20 protein-coding genes and 1 tRNA gene are annotated in these 21,726 nt (G+C 45.2%); 11 read left to right on the top strand and 10 right to left on the bottom strand.

The window, feature by feature from the left end; genetic code table 11:
• Positions 1-5 precede the first annotated feature (5 nt).
• The 4 genes from tatA to BMX82_RS04010 are packed head-to-tail and all read left to right on the top strand — an operon-like array spanning position 6 to position 3,844.
• Complete coding sequence (gene tatA / locus BMX82_RS04025) at positions 6-188, top strand: twin-arginine translocase TatA/TatE family subunit (RefSeq protein WP_036911591.1); 183 nt, start codon at positions 6-8, stop codon at positions 186-188.
• Positions 181-924, top strand: coding sequence for a twin-arginine translocase subunit TatC (gene tatC / locus BMX82_RS04020; RefSeq protein ID WP_255396545.1), 744 nt, complete (start codon positions 181-183; stop codon positions 922-924). Before tatA ends, tatC begins: the two co-directional genes overlap by 8 nt.
• A gap of 19 nt (positions 925-943) precedes the next feature.
• Positions 944-2,416, top strand: coding sequence for a 4Fe-4S binding protein (locus BMX82_RS04015; RefSeq protein WP_091766361.1), 1,473 nt, complete (start codon positions 944-946; stop codon positions 2,414-2,416).
• Positions 2,417-2,434: 18 nt separating this feature from the next.
• Positions 2,435-3,844 carry an aldo/keto reductase gene (locus BMX82_RS04010; protein ID WP_091766358.1) on the top strand — a complete coding sequence of 470 codons (1,410 nt, stop codon included), beginning with the start codon at positions 2,435-2,437 and terminating at the stop codon, positions 3,842-3,844.
• Between the two features lie 313 nt (positions 3,845-4,157).
• Here BMX82_RS04010 and BMX82_RS04000 read toward each other — a convergent pair whose 3' ends face one another.
• Together BMX82_RS04000 and BMX82_RS03995 are read right to left on the bottom strand one after the other, a co-directional pair.
• Positions 4,158-4,418: a TIGR04076 family protein gene (locus BMX82_RS04000; RefSeq protein ID WP_036911599.1), complete on the bottom strand. Its 261-nt coding sequence runs from the start codon at positions 4,416-4,418 to the stop codon at positions 4,158-4,160.
• A gap of 144 nt (positions 4,419-4,562) precedes the next feature.
• Positions 4,563-5,822, bottom strand: coding sequence for an alpha/beta hydrolase (locus BMX82_RS03995; protein WP_091766352.1), 1,260 nt, complete (start codon positions 5,820-5,822; stop codon positions 4,563-4,565).
• 340 nt (positions 5,823-6,162) lie between these two features.
• Here BMX82_RS03995 and BMX82_RS03990 point away from each other — a divergent pair, with 340 nt between their 5' ends.
• Positions 6,163-6,762, top strand: coding sequence for a hypothetical protein (locus tag BMX82_RS03990; protein WP_036911603.1), 600 nt, complete (start codon positions 6,163-6,165; stop codon positions 6,760-6,762).
• Between the two features lie 24 nt (positions 6,763-6,786).
• Here the strand turns inward: BMX82_RS03990 and BMX82_RS03985 are convergent.
• The 4 genes from BMX82_RS03985 to BMX82_RS03970 all read right to left on the bottom strand — a co-directional run bounded on the left by BMX82_RS03985 (position 6,787) and on the right by BMX82_RS03970 (position 11,241).
• Positions 6,787-6,862, bottom strand: a tRNA-Pro gene (locus tag BMX82_RS03985).
• Positions 6,863-6,954: 92 nt separating this feature from the next.
• Positions 6,955-9,006, bottom strand: coding sequence for a hypothetical protein (locus tag BMX82_RS03980; RefSeq protein WP_091766346.1), 2,052 nt, complete (start codon positions 9,004-9,006; stop codon positions 6,955-6,957).
• Positions 8,984-9,898 (bottom strand): hypothetical protein, encoded by a 915-nt coding sequence (locus BMX82_RS03975; RefSeq protein ID WP_036911611.1) that lies wholly within the window; start codon positions 9,896-9,898, stop codon positions 8,984-8,986. The genes BMX82_RS03980 and BMX82_RS03975 overlap by 23 nt, the downstream gene beginning before the upstream one ends.
• A gap of 2 nt (positions 9,899-9,900) precedes the next feature.
• Positions 9,901-11,241, bottom strand: a complete 1,341-nt coding sequence (locus BMX82_RS03970) for a UDP-N-acetylmuramoyl-tripeptide--D-alanyl-D-alanine ligase (RefSeq protein WP_036911612.1) — start codon at positions 11,239-11,241, stop codon at positions 9,901-9,903.
• A gap of 119 nt (positions 11,242-11,360) precedes the next feature.
• Between BMX82_RS03970 and folP the strand changes: the two genes are divergently transcribed.
• The 6 genes from folP to BMX82_RS03940 all read left to right on the top strand — a co-directional run bounded on the left by folP (position 11,361) and on the right by BMX82_RS03940 (position 18,784).
• On the top strand, positions 11,361-12,152 hold the full coding sequence (gene folP, locus BMX82_RS03965) for a dihydropteroate synthase (RefSeq protein ID WP_036911613.1): 792 nt from the start codon (positions 11,361-11,363) through the stop codon (positions 12,150-12,152).
• Between the two features lie 9 nt (positions 12,153-12,161).
• Positions 12,162-12,941 (top strand): diadenylate cyclase CdaA, encoded by a 780-nt coding sequence (gene cdaA / locus BMX82_RS03960; protein WP_036911614.1) that lies wholly within the window; start codon positions 12,162-12,164, stop codon positions 12,939-12,941.
• A 126-nt stretch (positions 12,942-13,067) separates the two neighbouring features.
• Entirely contained in the window at positions 13,068-14,078 is a 1,011-nt protein-coding gene (pta, locus tag BMX82_RS03955) for a phosphate acetyltransferase (RefSeq protein WP_091766343.1), read from the top strand.
• Between the two features lie 20 nt (positions 14,079-14,098).
• On the top strand, positions 14,099-15,289 hold the full coding sequence (locus tag BMX82_RS03950; protein ID WP_036911716.1) for an acetate kinase: 1,191 nt from the start codon (positions 14,099-14,101) through the stop codon (positions 15,287-15,289).
• Positions 15,290-15,477: 188 nt separating this feature from the next.
• Entirely contained in the window at positions 15,478-17,112 is a 1,635-nt protein-coding gene (locus tag BMX82_RS03945) for a CotH kinase family protein (protein WP_177172012.1), read from the top strand.
• Positions 17,113-17,125: 13 nt separating this feature from the next.
• Positions 17,126-18,784, top strand: coding sequence for a CotH kinase family protein (locus BMX82_RS03940; protein WP_091766338.1), 1,659 nt, complete (start codon positions 17,126-17,128; stop codon positions 18,782-18,784).
• 5 nt (positions 18,785-18,789) lie between these two features.
• Here the strand turns inward: BMX82_RS03940 and BMX82_RS03935 are convergent, their stop codons facing one another.
• The 4 genes from BMX82_RS03935 to radC are packed head-to-tail and all read right to left on the bottom strand — an operon-like array spanning position 18,790 to position 21,704.
• The gene (locus BMX82_RS03935) at positions 18,790-19,821 is read right to left on the bottom strand and encodes a sugar kinase (RefSeq protein WP_091766335.1); all 1,032 of its coding nucleotides are present in this window, start codon (positions 19,819-19,821) and stop codon (positions 18,790-18,792) included.
• A gap of 23 nt (positions 19,822-19,844) precedes the next feature.
• Positions 19,845-20,609: a UDP-2,3-diacylglucosamine diphosphatase gene (locus BMX82_RS03930; RefSeq protein ID WP_091766332.1), complete on the bottom strand. Its 765-nt coding sequence runs from the start codon at positions 20,607-20,609 to the stop codon at positions 19,845-19,847.
• Between the two features lie 31 nt (positions 20,610-20,640).
• Positions 20,641-20,961, bottom strand: a complete 321-nt coding sequence (locus BMX82_RS03925) for a metal-sulfur cluster assembly factor (RefSeq protein ID WP_036911620.1) — start codon at positions 20,959-20,961, stop codon at positions 20,641-20,643.
• Between the two features lie 56 nt (positions 20,962-21,017).
• Positions 21,018-21,704 (bottom strand): RadC family protein, encoded by a 687-nt coding sequence (gene radC / locus BMX82_RS03920; RefSeq protein ID WP_036911624.1) that lies wholly within the window; start codon positions 21,702-21,704, stop codon positions 21,018-21,020.
• Between the last annotated feature and the right edge of the window lie 22 nt (positions 21,705-21,726).

The following is a 21,726-nucleotide window of genomic DNA, read 5'->3' as shown; positions in this document are numbered from 1 at the left end:
GGAATATGTTTGGATTAGGTATGCAAGAGATTCTTATTATCGCTCTTATCTTTTTGCTGTTCTTTGGTGGCAAGAAGATTCCCGAACTCATGAAAGGTCTTGGCAAAGGCGTGAAGAGTTTTAAAGAGGGCTTGAACGAGGTGACGGATCTCAAAGAGGACATAAAGGAAGAGAAGAAAGATGAGTAAGGAGGTGATGACCTTCTGGGATCATCTCGATGAGTTACGCTCGGTCATTATAAGGGTTCTCGTCGTAACGGTGATTGCTGCTGTGGTGGCATTTTGTCTGAAGGATGAGTTGTTTGCCATTGTGTTGGCACCGCGATCGAGTGATTTCATTACCTATAGACTGATGGGCGTTGAGCCATTCAATGTCAGTCTGATGAATACGGGTCTGACGGAGCAGTTCCTGATTCACATGAAGACTGCGATGTATGCTGGAGTGCTCGTAGCTTCACCTTATATTATATATATGCTCTTCCGTTTTGTCTCGCCAGCGCTCTATGACAATGAAAGGCGTTATGCCACCTTGCTCTGTGGGAGTGGATATTTGATGTTCATACTGGGAACAGCCATTAATTATTTCCTGATTTTCCCCCTGACGGTGAAGTTCCTGGGCACTTATCAGGTAAGTCCTGATGTGGTGAATATGCTGACCCTTCAGTCGTATATGGATACGTTGCTGATGATGAGTCTGGTGATGGGTATCGTCTTCGAGTTGCCAGTAGTCAGCTGGATATTGGGGCGGATGGGGTTGGTAAATGCCCAGATGATGCAATCGATGCGAAGACACGCCATTGTGGCGATTCTAGTTGTCGCAGCCATCATTACCCCAACTACCGATGCTTTCACGCTTCTTGTGGTTGCTCTGCCTATATGGTTGCTTTATGAACTCAGCATCGTGATTGTGAAGATTACTAAATAAACAAATGCTTTATAGACTTATGTTACGTAAAATCAGAACGATTCTTGCAGCGGTATTCTTTGTGCTGATAACCCTGCTCTTCCTCGATTTCACGGGGACGCTTCATCATTGGCTCAACTGGATGGCGAAAATCCAGTTTCTGCCAGCAGTGATGGCACTCAACCTCGTGTTGGTCTTAACACTTATTGCCCTGACGCTTATCTTCGGGCGTATTTACTGTTCTATTATCTGTCCGTTGGGTGTGTTCCAGGATATCCTGGCGCGTTTCCATCGCAAGAAGAATAAGTATTCCTATTCCAAGGAAGTGCGTTGGTTGCGTTATCCCGTGCTGGTAGTATTTGTCATTGCTGGTGTCGCTGGTATAGGTTCTTTGTTCCAGCTGTTAGCGCCTTATAGCAGCTATGGACGCATTGCCACGATAATCTTCCAGCCTTTATGGAAGTTGGGTAATAACCTTCTGGCTATGGTGGCAGAACATTACGAGAGTTATGCTTTCTATAGCGTTGATACATGGATGCGCTCACTACCTGTACTGATCATTGCTGCTGTGACGCTGGTGGCTCTCTTTATTTTAGCTTGGCGAGGCGGACGTACTTATTGTAACACCATCTGCCCTGTAGGTACTATCCTGTCGTTTTTTGCCCGTTTCTCGTGGTTGAAGATTAGCTTCGATGAAGACAAGTGTAGAAACTGCTCACTCTGTTCCAAGAATTGTAAGGCTGCTTGTATCGACTACAAGACACACACTGTTGACTATAGCCGTTGCGTGGTCTGTGGAAATTGCATTGATAATTGTAAGTTTGGAGCACTGAAGTATAAAGCAGGGAAACCAGTGTCAAAGGAAAAATCCAATGATGCTGTCGATGCCTCGAAGCGTTCGTTTTTGCTAGCGTCAGTCTTGGTCTCTAGTGCTGCCCTTGCTCAGAAGAAAGAGAAACTTATGGATGGAGGATTGGCTGAAATCGAGGATAAAGTGGCTCCTAAGCGCCAGACACCGCTTACACCTCCAGGCTCACTTTCTTTCGATAACTTGGCCAAACGTTGTACAGGTTGCCAACTCTGTATTTCCGAGTGTCCCAACCAGGTGCTTCGCCCGAGTAGTGACTTAATTCACCTCATGCAACCCACTATGTCGTACGAACATGGTTATTGCCGTCCAGAGTGTACCCGTTGCTCTGAGGTTTGCCCAGCTGGTGCCATCCAAAAGATTGACAAACCCGAGAAGACTTCTATTCAGATTGGTCATGCAGTGTGGATTAAGAAAAACTGTGTGGTGCTCACCGACGAGGTGGAGTGCGGCAACTGTGCCCGCCATTGTCCATCTGGTGCTATCGAGATGGTTCAGCTCGATCCTAATGATGACGAATCACCTATGGTGCCTGCTATCAACGAAGCAGCCTGCATAGGCTGTGGTGCTTGTGAGTATGTTTGTCCGTCGCGTCCGTTCTCGGCTATTTATGTCGAGGGACATGAGGTACATCGTAAGATTTAAAAAAGAAGGAAGTTGTTTATGGAAAAGAAAAATATATCGCGCCGTTCGTTTCTGAAGATCTTTGGAGCAGGCAGTGTGACCGCAGTAGCTACCTTAGCTGGCTGTAAGGGTGGCAACAAAGCAGGCGTACAGGCCGCTGAGGAATATAAAAACCAGGTGGAGCCTCCCATTGGTAAGATGACATACCGTGAGAATCCCAAGACAAAAGAGAAGGTGTCGGTCTTAGGCTATGGCATGATGCGCCTTCCGACAAAGGTCAACAACAGTGATGAGTTCGATCAGGAGATGATCAACAAGCAGATAGACTATGCCATCGAGCATGGCATGAACTACTTCGACACCTCTCCTGTTTATTGTCAGGGTAAATCAGAACGTTGTACGGGAATAGCCCTCCATCGCCATAAGCGCAGTGAGTATTTTGTGGCTACTAAACTGTCCAACTTCAACCGCGACTACTGGGCTGCTGACAAGGCTAAGGAGATGTATCATAACTCGATGAAGGAACTTCAGGTCGAGTATCTCGATTATTATCTGCTCCATGCTGTTGGAGGAAGCATGGAGGAGTTCAAGGGTCGCTATGTGGATAATGGTATGATGGATTATCTGCTAAAGGAACGCGAGGCAGGTCGTATCCGCAACCTCGGTTTTTCGTTTCATGGTAAGCAAGAGGTGTTCGACGAGGTCATCGCCTTACACGATAAGTATCATTGGGACTTTGTTCAGATAGAGCTTAACTACCTTGATTGGGATTATGCCAACGAAATCAGTAATAATAATGTTGATGCTAGCTACCTCTATGCCGAACTTTATAAGCGAGGTATTCCTGCTGTCATCATGGAACCCCTATTGGGTGGGCGTCTGGTCAATCTCCCGCAATATCTGGCTACTGAGTTGAAGAGCCATGCTCCAGAGCGTAGTGTGGCTTCATGGGCCTTTCGTTATGCAGGAACCCCTGAAGGTGTGCTTACTGTTCTTTCTGGTATGACTTATATGGAGCATCTCAAGGACAATCTCTTGAGCTATTGTCCACTTGTTCCATTATCTGATGATGAGATGCGCTACCTTGATAAGGAGATTGCCCAGAAGATTGTGGGTTTGGAAAACATCCCCTGCAATGATTGTAAGTACTGCATGCCTTGTCCTTATGGTATTGATATTCCAGCCATCTTCGTACATTATAATAAATGCAAGAACGAAGGTTCGTTACCTATGGGCGTGGGCGATGCAGAATACCGCAAGCATCGCCGCCAATACCTCATCTCGCTCGAGCGTGTGGTGCCCCGTGATCGCCAGCCCGACCATTGCATCGGATGCCATCAGTGTGAGCCCCATTGTCCGCAGAGCATCCGTATCACCCGTGAGTTGCATAAGATCAGCGATATGATTGAAAGCCTGAAGCGTGACCCGCTTGGCGAGAGAACCGTTTAAGTGATAATAGATTCAGAGGAAATGGATAAAGGCTATAGGAGCTATGAAAAGGGATGGCAAGATGCTTACATTATTTGTCACTCCACCAGACCCTCTACAAATTATCTATGATTATAAAACTCAATGGATCGGGTATCAGGGAGGTCCTTATTCCTTTAGAGTTATAGCTGGGAAACCTCATAAAATAACTAAGACTTTGGTCATGGATGAGACCCCGTGGCAGGAGTCCGATGATTCCTGGAAAAGGGAGTAGAAAAAGATAAGACGAAGAATCTATCTTCGTCTTATCTTTTTAATTTACCTATTATAAAAACTAAGGGATGATTTCTATTTCAAACTTAACGGTCTCACCGCAATCCGTGCATTGGTATGGTCCTTTTCTTAGATAACCGCCTCTTCTGAAAGCGTAGACAAATGGGTAAATCGCATTCATTGCAACCATACAAACATTATCACTATGCTCTTTGTCGAGCATACTCCCTTCGAAACAGATAACATCACCAACTTTATACTTGGGACAGCGACTTTCTATAACAGTCACCTTCACCTTGTTATCTTTATACTTTGTTTCCATATTTTCTTTTGATTTTACTATTAATCATTTTATGCTGCAAAAGTAATCAAAGAATCTATAATAACAAAGGAATCCTCTGGTTTTTTACAAAAAGAGCTGCTATCCTTCGGCAAAGGTAGCAGCTCTTTTCTTTGTGTTATCTGCTTATTTGAAAAGCAACTGTGCAAACTGGTAGAGGCTGCGACGCCAGGTCTGCCACTCGTGGGCTGTCTCTGGCGAGATGTAGCTGTGTGCGTTGATGCCGATTGCCTTCAGATCCTCTGCCACCTTGCCTACGCTTGTCTCACCTTCTGCCATTCCCTTTTCCTTGCCGCCAGCACTCATGAAGAGCACTTTATTGGTTTTCTTGAAGTCAGGGATATCTGTCAGTTCGTCGGCACCGATGGTACCACCGCTGAAGATTCCTACATAAGCAAACGTGGTGGGGTTGTTGAGCGTGATGCCATGAGTCTGCATGCCACCCATCGACAGACCAGCCATAGCGCGATGATCAGCATCGGCTATCACACGGTAGTTCTTTTCTACTGTAGGAATGATGTCCTTAATCAGCACTTCCTCGAAGGCACCACCCATGCGACGGGCCATCTTGGCGAAATCGGCCCCACCCATACGTGGACGCTGTCCTTGAGCATTTCCCTGTGGACGCTGCCCCTGAGGAGCACCCTGTGGGTGGGCTCCCTGTGGACGAGGACCGCCAAAGCCCATTGGCTGTTCTCCTGGCTTGCGTGCGTTCAGTCCGTTGTCCATAAAGATGATGAAAGGTACGGCCTTGCCAGCGGCAATCAGGTTGTCCATAATGATACCTGTCTTTCCTTGGGCACTCCAGCCAGTCTCGTTCTCACCCATACCATGCTGCAGATAGAGCACGGGGAATTTCTTCGTGGGATTGGTGTAGTATTCAGCGGGCAGATATATGTAGCCGTGACGCATTTCCTGAGTTACTGATGAGTAGTAATATACCTCGTTGACAGAGCCCTGAGGCACATTCTTTACAGTATAGAAATCCTCGTCGGCAGCAGGAACGTCGATACCGCTTCCCCAGCGGCTGGCACCATAGTAGTATAAACTGTTTGGATCGGGCACGTTTGCACCATCGATGTTGAGCTGATAATAGTGAAAACCTTCGTCCTGAGGCTCTGAGGTACCAGTCCATACACCGTTCTCATCCTTGGTCATCTCATAGATTTTGCCAGCAATGTCGAGTCCTACGAATGTAGCCTGAGGTGCCTTAATCTGCGCACGGACCTGGCGCTTAGAGTTAATGGCCGGAAACTGCTTGTTCTCTTGATTGGTTGTGGCAGGCTTGAAGTCCTCGACCTCTGCCTTTACAGAAGGAACAATAGGATTCTGTGCTACTGCTGTGAGGCTTGTGAGAGCCATCAGCGAAATAAATAGCTTTTTCATAAAGTAAAGTTTGGTTTTTAAATTTGATAATGAGTTAATTGTTACTTTTACACTTCTGCCTTATTTGACACACCAGAAACCTAAAAGTAAAATTGCTAGCTTTAATCTTATAAAAGATTAACAATTCAAGGAAAGCCTCACCACCTCACATCCCATGAGAAAATATCCAGACAGAGTGTGAGGTTAGTCTGCACGGAGCAAACCGAGACTTTCCTCGGAGTAAAGCGATAGTCGTAACGGAGGGGATTTAGGAACATTTAACGCATGGCGATGCAGGATTCCCCGCACTTTGTCGTTTCCATAGATAGAAGTATCAACTATTAAAAAAATAACAACAGAAATGAAAAGAATGAAACTCTGGGGAATTGTAATTATGATGTTTGCTGCCTTTACTCTCGTCTCATGCGATAAGGCCGACCCGTTTGAAGACACAGATTCAGGTAGGAATACTTTAGGCTTCTTTTTGAATGGAAAAAAGGTGGAATACTTTTGGGCACCGCGAATACCACCTGCTGTATATGTCGAATCTGTGGGGGCAAGAGAATACACAGACACTCTCGAAATATGGGCATCTCTCGAGAAGAATGAAGAACTTGAGAAGTCAGAGCATATCGCCATTTGCCTGCCTCTTGAACAAGTAAGACAGGGTGCCGTCTTAGACAACGTAGCAGACATAGAACTGCCCTATCTTGCAGGTTCGGAGCTAAAAGAAGACTCTGTGACGTCACTCTACTATGGACTTCTCGATATCAGTAGTTCACGTGTTACAATCCGCACCTATAAGCAGGGAGAGTTGATTTCCGGAACTTTCTCATTCGAGGGCAACGCAGAGTTTATGGATGGTTCGACGAAACATTGCAGTATTACCAATGGACATTTCGATGTGAAAATAGAGAAATGGGGCGATTATAGATCATATATGGAAAAAGGAAGTGACTGATTCATTAGTCACTTCCTTTTGTTTTGGTCGGGATGAGGCGACTCGAACGCCCGACCCCTACGTCCCGAACGTAGTGCGCTACCAACTGCGCTACATCCCGATTCCTGAATATCTCAGGAGGTTTGCCTTTTAAACCGGCTGCAAAGGTACGGCAAAAAAATGAAATACGTGCAGGAAAAGGGATATTTTTTATTATTTATGCTGTCGGTAGTACTTTCTGAACTGCAGAAATTCGTCACATCTGCTGACGTACGCAGGTTCCTCTGGGGTGTTTTCGACCAGATTGAAAAGCCCTTGGTAGGCCCGGAACTGAGGAGATTGACGATGGTATATGGTGACGAAGTCGGAAACTTCCGAGTTCCATGCATTCTCATACCACAATTTGGTGTTTGATGTAGCGGTATAAAGATCGCTGTAGCCCATGGCGAACAGTGCCTTCAGTTTCAGGTCTTTATCTCGGCTCATGGCTGCTTTCTGGAGGTATTCGACAGCTTTCTGCCCGAAGTCGACCTCATTGACACGTATAGTGTCATAACCACTCTTGGTGTCGCGAAGCAACCACCAGCAGTCTCCTTTGATGTTGGCCTGAGCATAGTATGTGGCGAGGTTATAATAACGTTGCTCGAGAGCCTTGCCTTTCAGCAGGTTAAGCGAACTTTCCATCATCTGCATCTCCTTACAGAAATCGAGTTTGCGGTGCTTCCTCCACTTGAGATCTCGCTCATAAATCTCGCTCTGTTTTACCCTTTGGCGGGTTATCCAAGGTTCTATTGTCCATTTTCGAACAACAGAATAATAGAGATACTCTTTGCTGTGTTTCTCGTTGTAGTAAGAAATTGGTATCTCCTTTAGCCACTGGATAGCCTTATCCCATTGGGCTAAACGCATATATTTCGTTCCAATGAGTTCGATGAGCGTAGAGTCGTTGGCTTTGATGTGACTTTTCAGATATTTATCGAAGGAAGTTTTGCCTGGGGTGTTGCTATAAATAAGGTATTTTTCGAGACGGTCAACACGCATAGTGTCGATGTAGTTGGGGTATTGGCTGTTGTAAGTGACAGACATCAGAGCCAGCAGTTGCTCAGGCTTGTTCTGATAGTGTGGGATGATAACCTGATTGACCAGGCGGGTCTTTGCGCGATAGAAGAAATTGTCCTGAATCTCCTTAGCTTTGAGCCATTCAAGTTCTTCTGTCAGATAATTATCGAATTTATCGCTTGGCTTGGCCAGAGCTGCGGTAATGTATAATTTCAGCACGCGGGCGCTTTCCTTCATACGCTCAGAACCTTCCATCCCCATAGCTGCATTGATGTCCTTGAGGGCTTCCTGTTTCTTGCCAGAAAGATACTCAAGCCAAGCTTTAGCAGTTTTCCACATGATGGGGGTTTCGGTCTTTCCCTCGCGTACTACTAACTCACAGAACTGCTGCATCTGCCATGATTCCTGTTGGTTGATATCACGGATGAAGAGTTTACCACCGAAGGCACCCTCGTTCTTGGCATCGTTAGCTTCTTGGGCATTGTTGACAAAGTCTTGCAACAGGAAGGGTAATACCTTTGAATTAGGATTCTGCTTGTAATGCTGGCTGATGGCAAGGTAGGAGCGCTTCTTATAGAACAGTGTCATCAGACTCTCATAGTCGTCCATCTCTGCAAACATCTCTCCAGCCTCATCCTCACGTCCTGTTTTGTAGAGGGCACCCGCATAAATGTTCTTCATCATGTCTTTATAGACAGTCTCGATATACTTGCTGGCCGTTTGTTCCCAAAAGGTGATGTTGTCTTGGTGACGACCCATCATCATGTTGCAACGCATGTAAAGCAGAGCATGCTGGGAGCGCAGTCTGGTTTTCGTCTTGCTGAGGGCATAGACACGAATAGCATTCAGAAGGGTCTGCTGGGTGGTGATTTCATCTTTGGTGGGGTAGTTCCACTCATTCTGTTTGCGCTGTTCGATACTGACACAATTGAGATATTTGTTCAAGTTCTGCACGTAGCTCACCATCAGTGCATCGCCTTTCTGACGGGCGGCCTTGATGGCATCGTCAGCATTGAACCAGAAATATTCTTCTGTCGAGCCAAGGTAGGCTTTCCAGTTGTCGTTGCAGATGCGTTCTACACGATCTTTGAAGTTGTTGGACGTGTAGATGCTGAATAAATAGGGGTTTTCGGGATCTCCCCAGGCACAAGCGAAAGTGGGCAGTGTGAGAACTGCCAGTAGGTTAATGATGATAAATCTCTTCATAGGTTTTGGGCTTATATCTGTTAATGTTTTCTTTGTCTAAATGATAGGTGATAATGGCATTCTTGAGATCCTTACGCTCTTTTTCCAGTGCCTGTTTTACTTTCAGAATCTCGGCGGCTTCAACAGTATGCTCCACCCTGACCCCTTCGATGTTCCTGATCCATTGGTATACGGGATAGGCTGTAGCAAGGGGTAGGGGGTAATCGTCGAGCTTACTCAGATATGGAAATACATCGCGATAGTCAAGAACGGGGTTTTTGCCTTCTTCGAGTAAGCGACCATCAGTTGAGCGGCGCTCTTTCCACTTACGAGGGTCGCCTGTGTTATAAACCATCAACACGCCATAGTCGGCGGGCGGGATAGCCATCGAGAGTTGGTGAAGGCGGATGGTGGTGGAGAGTGTACCTCCCCAAGCTTGTTTCACCTCTTCGAGAAATTGATAGTAAATGTTTCGGCTTTTCGAGGTGTAGTCGCAGTCTATCTGTATCTCGCTAACGTGTCTGATGTCGTTGGTCTCGTTCATCTGCTGTATGCGCTTTACAATTTTTTTCGCCAGTCCCTGATATGGACGATGCATACAGTCTTCGGTGATGTATACGGTGGGAATGAGCTCGATATTTTCGGGAAGGGTGTCAGAGAACGAGATGGTAGCATTTGGCTTTGGTTCTGTTGCATCGTCATCGCTCATCACTACATCGAAATAGCGGCAATACACCTTGTTGATGTGATGTCGCTGAAGAAAGATTCTCTCGGTAGAATCGAGCTTCAGGTCTGTACGCCAGTAGTAGACGGCATTTACCTTCTCGAGTGTGAATGTCGAGTGCCGATCCTTACAACTGGTAAAAACCAGTAGACAAAGCAGTAATCCCAGCCAAGAGAAAGTGTTGTTCATGTCTAAAGCAGTTCGGGCAATTGGAAGAGTTTGGTACTATTGGAACCTTTGATGAGAATGTACTGGCCTTCTGGGCACTGGGCTTTGATGGCAGCCTTCACTTCTTCTACATCGTTGAACTTATGATAGTCGCACTTGATGTCTTTAAATTCCTCACCCACCAACCAGACGGTTTTGACGTCTGTGGTCTTCAGATAGTCAACAATGCGCTGGTGTTCTTCAGCCGACACTTCACCTAGTTCGCGCATGGCTCCGAGAATTGCCATCTTGTTGTCGGCTTGCATCAGCTTGAAGTTTTCCAATGCTGCCTGCATAGACGAGGGATTTGCATTGTATGCATCCACAATCAGGTGGTTCTTCTCTGTGATGGTCATCTGGCTGCGGTTGTTTGAAGGTGTATACTCCTCAAGGGCTGCGCAGATTTTCTTTCGGTCAACTCCGAAATTGATGCCTACGGCGATGGCAGCAAGCAGATTGTCGATATTGTAAGAGCCGATAAGCTGTGTCTGTACCTTGTGCCATTTGGTGCTTCGGCCTTCTTCTTCAAGAACCATGAGCGGTTCGCGCCAGCGGAACTTCAAGAAGGGGTCGCACGATATAATCTCGCCACTGATGCATGAATACTGATTGTCAGGATCTGTAGAATAAGGCGAAAGCCAGAGTTCTTCGTCATCGCTGATTTGGTCTACCAAGTGCTCATTATCGGCATTAATGAAGATGAGACTGTCTTTTTGTTTGCGAAGGAAATCGTAGAGCTCACATTTTGTCTTGATTACACCCTCGAAAGAGCCGAAACCCTGTAAATGAGCTTTGCCTACATTTGTTATCAGACCGCAGGTCGGCTCTGCTGTTTCTGCCAGCGTCTTGATGTCACCGGGATGACTAGCTCCCATCTCGATGACAGCAATCTCATGCTCGTTGGAGAGGCGGAATAGGGTCTTGGGAACGCCTACGTCGTTGTTGAAGTTTCCTTGGGTATAGAGTACATTGTATTTCTGAGAAAGTACGGCAGCAATCAGCTCCTTGGTGGTTGTCTTGCCGTTGGTACCAGTAATGCCGATGACAGGGATGTTGAACTGACGGCGATGCTCGCGTGCCAAATCCTTGAAGGTCTGCAGGCAATCCTGAACCACAATGAATCGATTGTCGCTGGCAGGAACAACAGACGCATCGTCGACAATAGCATAGGCACACCCTTTCTCGATAGCTGACGCGGCAAACTTATTGCCATCAAACAACTCGCCTTTCAAGGCCAAGAAAATACTTCCTTGAGGACAGTCACGACTATCAGTCGTGATGCAAGGGTGTTGCTGGTATAACTTGTAGAGTTCCTTTATTTCCATAAACTTCGTGAATTTTGCTGCAAAGATAATGAAAAATCTTAATTCTTCACTCGGCATTGCCGCTTTTTCTTAAAAAAGAGTTCTTAATTCTCAATTATTTTGTATCTTTGTGGGCGAATATGGAATATACACTGAATGTACAAGGGCGGCTGATAGATCTTTCGCAGCCACAGGTGATGGGTATCCTGAATGTGACACCCGACTCTTTTTATGCAGGAAGCAGAATGCAGACAGAACAGGATATTGCGGCTCGGGCTAGTCAGATTATAGCTGAAGGTGGAAGTATGATTGACGTTGGAGCTTATTCTACTCGACCTGGTGGAACAGAGGTCTCGGAAGCAGAAGAAATGGAACGTCTGCGCTTTGGACTGAATATTGTTCGCCGTGAACTTCCCCATTCGGTTGTTTCTGTAGATACCTTCCGCCCAGATGTGGCTCGCATGGCTGTTGAAGAGTTCGGGGTGGATATCATTAACGATGTGAGTGAGGGTAATCAAGAGATGTTCAGAATGGTGTCTCGACTTCGTGTACCTTATATATTAATGTCTGTTCAGGCTACGCTCCGTGAGGTTCAGCTCTCATTTGCAAAGAAAGTGCAGCAGTTGCGTGACCTTGGTGTGAAGGATATTATTCTTGATCCGGGCTTTGGCTTTGGTAAGACTTTAGAGCAGAACTATCAACTGATGAATGAGTTGGATAAACTGCTTGTAATGGATCTGCCCCTATTGGTAGGTATATCGCGTAAGTCAATGATTTATAAGTTGTTGGGCTTTACACCCAATGAGGCACTTAATGGGACAATAGTGTTGAATACCATCTCTTTGATGAAAGGCACTTCAATCCTCCGTGTTCACGATGTGAAAGAGGCCATGGAGTGTGTGAAAATGGTGCAAATGTTAAATGGTAAATAGTAAGACGGAATGTTCTTTGATTTTGGCATAAAGGATATAATCGACATCTTTTTGGTCGCGACGATGCTTTACTACATCTTCAGACTGATGCGTGAATCGCGCTCGATGAATGTGTTTATTGGTATCATGGTGATTATTGTCGTGTGGATTTTTGTGTCGCAAATCATAGAGATGCGCTTATTGGGTTCCATTATGGATAGATTGGTGTCAGTAGGTGTCATCGTGCTGATTGTGATATTTCAGGAAGATATCCGTAAATTCCTTTATAACCTGGGTGCACACCAGCGGGTGAGAGCTTTGAAGAGGTTCTTCTTTAAAGGTGATAACCAGCGCGAAGCTACGATGGAAATGATGACGCGCATCATCCCTATTGTCATGGCGGCCCAGAATATGAGTCGAGGTAAAGTGGGAGCTTTGATTGTTATAGAACGACATGTCCGTCTTGACGATATTATATCAACCGGTTCGCTGATTGATGCCAATGTAAACCAGCAACTCATTGAGAATGTGTTCTTTAAGAATGCACCATTACATGATGGTGCTATGGTAATATCGAAGAAACGTATCAAGGCTGCAGGTTGTATTCTGCCAGTGAGTCATGATTTGAATATTCCAAAGGAATTGGGGCTTCGCCATCGTGCTGCTTTGGGTATTTCTCAAGAGAGCGACGCTATTGCCATTATTGTCTCAGAGGAGACGGGTGGCATCTCTGTTGCCATGGGTGGTGAGTTTCGTTTGCGCTTGTCTGCCGAAGAGTTGGAGAGTATCCTGACGAAAGAATTGGCGTGACCGTAAAGGTTTTCATTCATTTTTCTGAAAAATAATCCTAATCTTGCTTCGTTTTGGATTATTTTTAGTACTTTTGCAATCTCAATGTGGCAAAGTGGTAAAAAAGAACGTTTAATATAACAAATTATGGATCTATTAAGTCAAATTGTAGCGCGTGCTAAAAGCAATAAGCAGCGCATCGTGCTCCCTGAGGCAGAAGAGGAGCGTACACTCTGTGCAGCCGATAAGGCTTTGGCTGACGAACTCGCAGAGATTATTCTGATTGGTAACCCTGCTAAGGTTGAGGCTCTGGCTAAGGAAAAGGGTCTTACCAACATTGGTAAAGCTACTCTCATTGATCCCGAAAATTACGAGGGAAGTGATGAACTGGCAGCGAAACTGGCTGAGATTCGCAAGTCGAAGGGCATGACAATCGAAGAGGCACGTAAGTTGATTAAGAATCCTCTGTATCTTGGTTGCATGATTATCAAAACAGAGGGTGCTGATGGTCAGATTTCTGGTGCTCTCTCAACAACTGGTGATACTCTGCGCCCTGCTCTCCAGATTATCAAATGCGCTCCTGGCATTACATGTGTGAGCGGCGGATTGCTGCTGATTTCTAAGCAGAAACAGTATGGTGAGGATGGCGTTCTTGTGGTTGGTGACGTTGCTGTTACCCCGATGCCTGATGCTGTTCAACTCTCACAGATTGCTGTATGCACCGCTCAGACTGCTAAGGCAGTGGCTGGTTTCGCTGAGCCTCGCGTGGCTATGCTGAGTTTTTCCACAAAGGGAAGTGCTAAGCATGAAGTATGCGACAAGGTGATCGAGGCAACTCGTCTAGCTAAGGAGATGGATCCTACACTGAAAATCGATGGCGAGTTGCAGGCTGATGCTGCGCTCGTTCCTTCAGTCGGTGCCAAAAAGGCTCCAGGCTCAGATATCGCAGGTAAGGCTAACGTACTTGTGTTCCCGAACCTTGAAGTCGGTAATATCGGCTATAAGATGGTTCAGCGTCTGGGTGATGCTATCGCTATCGGTCCAGTTCTTCAGGGTATTGCGCGTCCAGTGAACGACCTCTCTCGTGGTTGCTCTGTTGATGATATCTATTATATGATTGCTATTACAGCTTGTCAGGCAATGGACGCTAAGAAGTGAATGGTGAAAAGCGAATAGTTATGAAGATATTAGTATTGAATTGTGGCTCGTCGTCTATCAAGTATGCCTTGTACAATATGGACGATAAGAGCGTTATGACCAGTGGAGGCGCAGAGCGTGTTGGTCTTGACAATGCTTTTGTAAAGGTGAAGCTTGCCAATGGTGAGAAGAAGCAGATTATGCACGATATTCCTGAGCATACTGAAGGTGTGAAATTTATCTTCTCTCTGCTTACAGATCCTGAGATTGGTGTAATAAAGAGTCTTGATGAGATAGACGCTGTTGGTCATCGCATGGTGCATGGTGGTGAAAAGTTCAACAAATCTGTTGTGCTGACCGATGAAGTGTTGAAGACTTTTGAGGAGTGCTCTGACCTCGCTCCGCTGCATAATCCTGCCAACTTGAAAGGCGTGAACGCTGTAAAGGAGCTGATGCCAGGTCTACCTCAGGTCGGTGTGTTTGATACCGCCTTTCATCAGACCATGCCTGCAAAGGCTTATATGTATGCTATCCCTTATGAGCTCTATGAGCAGTTTGGCGTACGTCGTTATGGTTTCCACGGTACCTCTCATCGTTACGTATCAGCTCGTGCCTGTGAGTTTCTGGGCATTAAGGCCGAGGGTACTAAAATGATTACCTGCCACATTGGTAATGGTGGCTCTATCGCTGCTGTTCTGGATGGTAAGTGTATTGATACCTCAATGGGTCTTACCCCACTGGAGGGTCTGGTAATGGGCACACGCTCTGGTGATATCGACGGAGGTGCTGTTACCTTCCTTGAGAAGAAGTTGGGCCTTGATGCTGATGGTATGAGCAACCTGCTCAATAAGAAAAGTGGTGTGGCTGGTATCACAGGTGGTAGTTCAGACATGCGTGACGTTGAGAATGCAGCCAAGGCAGGTGAGCCTCGTGCCGTATTAGCCCAGCAAATGTACTTCTATCGTATTAAAAAGTATATCGGCGCGTATGCCGCTGCTATGGGAGGCGTCGACGTAATAGTCTTCACTGCTGGTGTTGGCGAGAACCAGATCTCTATGCGCTCTGCTGTTTGCAAGGGTCTTGAGTTCTTGGGCGTGAAGTTCGACGAGCAGAAGAACAATGTTCGTGGCGAAGAGGCTATCATCTCAGCCGACGATTCAAAGGTGAAGGTGGTTGTTATTCCTACCGATGAGGAACTGATGATTGCTACCGATACAATGAATTTGTTGTAATAGTTATTGAAGATAACTCGTAAAGGCGACCTTTAATATAAGGCCGCCTTTTTGTAATTTATTGTAAGTTAGGAAGGGGAAAGTATTATCTGCATACAAAAAATAGAGTAAAGATGCATCTGTTTGCAAAAAAAGAGCTAAATTTGCAGCGGATTTTGTATATTCGTAATGATAGGAAATTGATTGGAATGAAAAAGTTTATTTTTTTTGCCATAGCATTCTGTTCTCTATTAGCTTGTAGCTCAGAGCTTGATGATGTAAAGAAAGAGATAGAAGATCTGGAACGTCAGGCCTTGGAACTGCAGCGCCAGAAGGATAGTATTGAGAATGCTATTAAGAACCAACAAGGGGAAAACGACTCCACCCAGGACAAGATAGACCAAACGGAATATAATCTTCATCCGGCTTTTCTGAAGTATATGGAGTTCTTGTCGAGTGACAATCCTGTGCAGATGGTGGAGGACGCTAAATGTGAGATTATTGGCGATAGCGTTGTTGAATGCTGGATAACTAACATTATGGACAACAAGAAGCTCATCCCCCGATTTGTTTATGAGGGTACGGAGATGACCATAGACGGTAAAGAGGTGGTGAGCGGCAAGACGATTGTTGATTTCAGAAAGCCAATATCGTTGGTCGTGAAATCAAAGATGCAGACTAAGTCCTATATAGTTTATGTGCATTCTTATACTGGAATTCCAATGCTTTGGTTGGAAACAGATAAAAGGGAGAATATTGCTCTGACAACAAAATATTATCAGGCAAACCTGAAACTCGTGGAAGATGTGAAGACCCGTGCCGCTGGCGATGTGATAGAAGCAAGAGTTAGGGTCAGAGGAGTTGGGGATATCAGTTGGTATCAGTCAAAAGTACATCCATCTCTTCAGATAGGGAAAAACTCCTATGCTATTTTGTTTAGCGAAGTTGTGTCGTTGTTCGACGAGCCGAAGAATAATGACTGGGAGCTGATGCCTAATGCTGATGATAATACCATGCTCCGTACCCAGACCATGTTCTATATGGGACACCTCAGCAATCTACCTTTTACGCCTCGCTATCATTTCGTGGACTTGATGCTGAATGGACGGTATTATGGTACTTATATGCTGGGTGACAGGATGGAGAATGCCAGCGCAAGAGTGGACGTAGGCTTCAATGGCTACATTCTTAAGATTGATGCAGCCACGACAGGTGTGAACTTCACGACAAGCGAGATTGAACAGCCTTTAAGTATTCTTACTCCGAGTGTTCTTGTAGGCGATAACAATTATAGGTTCATTGCCAGTTATCTGGAATCTGCCGAAGAAGCCTTGTTTGGCGACAATTTCAAAAACGAGAGTGAGGGCTGGCAGAAATATTTGGATATGGACTCTTTTGTAGATTGGTATCTGATAAACGAGATAGCAAAGAACGAAGATGCCTTCCAAGCGGAGTGTTATATGAACATGAAGAAAAGTGGGAAGCTTAGAATGGGACCTCTGTGGAAGGCTGAGAAATCATTCGGTTTTGAGAAATCCAGCTATAGTGGATTCGTGGTTAAGAACACCAAGTGGTATAACAGGTTGTTCCAAGATCCAGCTTTTGTTGCAAAGGTAAAAGAGCGCTTTGCTTATTTCTATAAGCATAAGAATACGATTATTAAGGAAATCAGTGCTAATGCAGAGTATCTGAAACGTTCTGCACAGGAAAATAGTAATAAGTGGGATGTTTTTGATAAGTCAGCAGGAGATACGAAAGTACAGTATCTGAAGACTGTTTCATCTATGAAAGATTGGTTGGAGAAACGAATGGATTGGATGAATACGGAATTTGGTAATATGTAAATGTTAAGGTTAGATGATGAAAAAGATACTCTATATATTGATCGCATTTTTTGTCTTGTCGGCATGCTCTGAGGATATCTCGGAGTATACGACTCAGGCAGATGGGTTGAGGGATGAGAATGCAGAGAAACAGAAAGAAATCAAAGAGAAACTCGAGAAACTTGAGGCTGAAAAACGCAAGGCAGCACTGCTGAAGCAGAAACTCGATAGTCTGGAAAAGGTAAAGAGTGGCATGTTGCCTGAACCTTTGTTGATGACGATGGAGTTTACGACTGCCGACAATAAGGATTTGAGTAAGGATGCAGTCTGTGTTGTCCATAGCAATGGTATCGTCGATTGCTGGTTGCCAAGCATGCAGGACTCCAAGATGCTGGTTCCTCGTTTTACTTTCGAAGGAACTCTGGTTGCTATGGATAATACTGAGGTGGTGAGTGGCTCCACGCAGATTGACTTTAAAGAGCCTGTAGTATTGTCTGTCATGACGTCTAAGGATAAGAAAGACTATACGGTATATGTACATTCATATACAGGGCTTCCTGTCATGCGAATCGATACGGAGAATGGCGTCAATATTACCTCTAAAGAAGAGTATGTTGCAGCACACATGAAACTGACAGAGGATGTCGTGACTAAGACTCGTGGTGCAGGTGATGTTGTAGATGCAAACCTGCGAATTAGGGGTAGAGGTAATTCCACGTGGGGACTTCCTAAAAAGCCTTATCGTCTGAAATTTGATGAGAAAGTATCTTTGTTAGGTGAGCATAAAGACAAGGACTGGGTGCTGTTGGCTAACTATTCCGATAAGAGTATGTTGCGTAATCATCTGGCTTTTGCCATTGGTAAAATGAGTAACTTGGACTGGACACCGAGTTCTCATTTTGTAGAGGTGGTACTCAATGGCCGATATGACGGCACTTACCAGTTAGTAGAGAAGGTTGAGATATCTAACCATCGTGTGGCTGTTGGTGACGATGGTTTTATCTTGGAAGTGGAAGCCAGAGCTCCGCAAGAGGAAGATTCCAGATTCTTTATGTCTGATTTCATTAATTATGCAATTGATATCAAGGAACCCGATGTGGAGTATGATGATGAGAACTATAATTATGCAGTGAACTTTGTTAAAGAGGCGGAGAACTGCCTGTTTAGTGGTAACTTTGATCTGCTGTGGAGTCAGTTCTTTGATATAAACTCTTTTGTGGATTGGTATTTAATACATGAGATTGCCAAGAATGAAGACTCAATGTTCCATTTCAGCTGTTATATGAATTTAAAAAGGAACGGAAAGTTGAGCATGGGTCCCATCTGGGACTTTGATATCGCTTTCGGAAACGTGAAGGAGGACAATACAACAGCCATGTTGCCTGAGGGATTGATGCTTGACTGGTCGGCATGGTATACCCGATTAATGCAGGACTCCAGATTTGTTGCCAAGCTGAAATCCCGTTACGACTATTTTTATAGTCATAAGGCTGAAATCATGAATATGATAAATAATGATGCATGGTATTTAAGATCATCTGTTCAGGAGAATCAGAACAGATGGGGAACATGGTATCATTATACTTATAAGCAATGGGACATTTGGGGCAGCTACCAAAACGAGGTGCAGTCACTGAAGACGTGGCTGAACACTCGTATGGAATGGCTGAAGAAGGAGTTTGATAAAATGTAACCCCTTTATAACTGTTCTTGGAGAACAGTCATAATCTCATCTTCTGTTGAGAGGTTGAAGTCTCCGGGAATGGTGTTTTTTAATGCCGCTGCTGCCAATGAGTAGTTAAGCTGCTTTTTTTTGTCGTTGGGGAAGAGCTTGATGGCATGTAGCCATCCACCCATGAACGCGTCCCCCACACCAACGGGATCCACAACGTCTGGTATATTTATAATGGGAGCTTGAAGTAGTTCGCCTTCGCTCCAGAGTAGTGCGGTCAGTGTGTGATGGTTTGAGTTGACAATGTTGCGCATGCCCATCATCCAGTTCTTTAGGCGTGGGAATTGCTTATGCAGTTCGTCAAACCATTCTCCGTATTCCTTCATCTGCATGGTGAAGTTGGAGCTTGTAGCAGTGAATGGAGGCTGGGGATGTTGACTCAGCCATTCAAACTCAATGGCATCGCCGAACATCATGTCGCAATGGGCTAACATGCGACTTAGTGTCTCACGTGGAGCGGCTCCCTCATACCGCCACAGATTCTTACGATAGTTAATATCAAAACAGATGGTGATACCAAGTTCATCGGCGATGTCAAGCGCTTCAAATGTGGCATCGGCGGCCTGTTGTGAGATTGCTGCAGTAATACCTGACACATGAAAGTAAGTGCAGTCCTTTAGAATTTTACGCCAAGGAATCATGCCTGGCTTCAAATCAGAATAGGCTGAGTTTGTACGGTCGTAGAAGACCTTTGCCGCTCTCATGCCTGCGGGAGGTTCAAAATAATAAGTGCCGATGCGTTGTCCGCCATAAAGTATCTGACTGGTATCTACACCCAACTGTGCCAAGTTCATAGTGCCAGCATGTCCTACGGGTGTATCGGGCAGCCTGGTAATATAAGTTACGTTATCCCCTTGTATAGCTAAAGAAACAGCCACATTAGCCTCACTGCCGCCGTATTTGCTGGTGAATATGTCTCCTTGGGTCAGTCTTAATTGTCCGGGTTTCGAGAATCTGAGCAAGAGTTCTCCGAAAGTTACTATCTTTTGTCTTTCCATGTCTGTTCTTGTGAAGTCCTTTATTATGGTTGGCTCTCTCCTTCAATATATTGAGATACCAGCAGGTGAGTACCATCGTAGACTACATAAGTGAATTGGCAGATCCAATCACCAAGAATAATCATACGAGCTTTCTTCGTCAGTTGCAAATCAAGCTCAATATGGCGGTGACCATAGATGAAATAGTCTACGTTGGAATGGTATTGGATGTATTTCTTGGTAAAGAGCACTAGATGTTCACGATCCTCGCCCATGTAGGCAGGCTCCTCACCATTGGGACGTTTCATACGGGAGTGCTTGGCCCAGTTTAAACCGAACCACATGCCCCAACGAGGATGAATCCCAGAGAAAGCCCATTGGCAGACTTTAGAATGGAACAAGGCGCGAATTGCTTTAAATTTTTTATCGGGATCGCCAAGCCCGTCGCCATGGGCCAGAAAGAACATCTTCCCATATATCTCTGTTGTCTCCGGCTGTTTGTGCAGAATGACGCCGCACTCTTTCTCCAGATAGTCGTATGCCCAGATGTCGTGGTTGCCAGTAAAGTAGTGCACTTCGACCCCCATGTCTGTCAGTTCCGATATCTTGCCAAGGAAGCGGGTAAAGCCTTTTGGAACTACATATTTGTATTCATACCAGAAATCAAACATGTCGCCCAACAGATAGACGGCCGCAGCCTTCTCTTTGATAGAGTCAAGAAATCGCACCAGTCTGCGCTCTTGCATCCGTCTGTGAGGAATGGCAAGCGAACCAAGGTGGGCGTCTGAGAGAAAGTAGATATTCTTCATCGTTTTAAAAAAACTTGTAATCTCTGTGGCTTTAGTCAAAGCCGAGTTCTACTCTTGCCTCTTCACTCATCATGCTCTGATCCCAGGCAGGTTCGAATACTAGGTTGACATTGGCACCTTTCACCCCTTCAACACTTTCTACCTTTGTACGTACGTCTTCTAATATAAAGTCAGCGGCAGGGCAATTCGGTGCTGTAAAAGTCATATCCAATTCTACTGATGAATCGTCTTGCACGTCAATCTTGTAAATCATCCCTAGGTCATAGATGTTGACAGGGATTTCTGGGTCATAGACGGTCTTCAGTACATCCACGATCCGCTCTTCTATTTTCGTCTTATCTTCTTGTGTCATAATTGCTGCAAAGATACAAATAAGTGACCGAAACTCCAAACATTTTTATTATTTTGTTAGCATCTGCCTGACTCATGATAGGAATAGTAGTGACCATCGGTGATAATGACGTGGTCGAGAAAATGAATGCACATGACCTCGCACGCCCTACGAATCCTCTTTGTCAAGTTGTCGTCGTCATTGCTAGGCTTCAGGTTGCCAGAAGGGTGGTTGTGACATACAGCCATAATCGTAGCATTGGAAAGTACAGCCTCTTTCATCATGATACGAATATCAACAGAAACCTCTGTGATACCACCATGTGAGATTCTTACTTTCTTAATGAGACGATAGTCCTGATTCATCAGTAAAATCCAGAACTCCTCGACGTCAAGGTCTTGGAAGATGGGGCGCATGTGATTGTAAATACGGGTTGCAGTGCCGAGGTCTGGACGTTCTTCTGGCGTCTCCATTTGCCGACGTTTGCCTAACTCGCAAGCGGCAAGGATGCTGATGGCTTTCGCGTCTCCAATACCATTGTATTGACAAAGGTCGTGGATTGACATCTTGCCCAATGTGTTTAAGTTGTTGTTACAATCGTTGAGTATGCGTTTCATCAGGTCGACAGCACTTTCTTTGGTCGATCCGGAACCAATAAGGATTGCTAACAACTCCGCACTACTCAACGCCTCAGTGCCAAGTAAGGCCATCTTTTCTCTTGGCCTGTCTTCTATAGCCCATTGGTTGATGTTTAGTTTTTCCATGTTGATTTAAAAGTCTTTGTGA

It is taken from the genome of Prevotella sp. khp7 (genome assembly GCF_900109055.1).
GTDB lineage: Bacteria > Bacteroidota > Bacteroidia > Bacteroidales > Bacteroidaceae > Prevotella.
The sequence above is the reverse complement of the archived record's forward strand: the minus strand, read 5'-3'. Positions and strand labels throughout refer to the sequence as shown.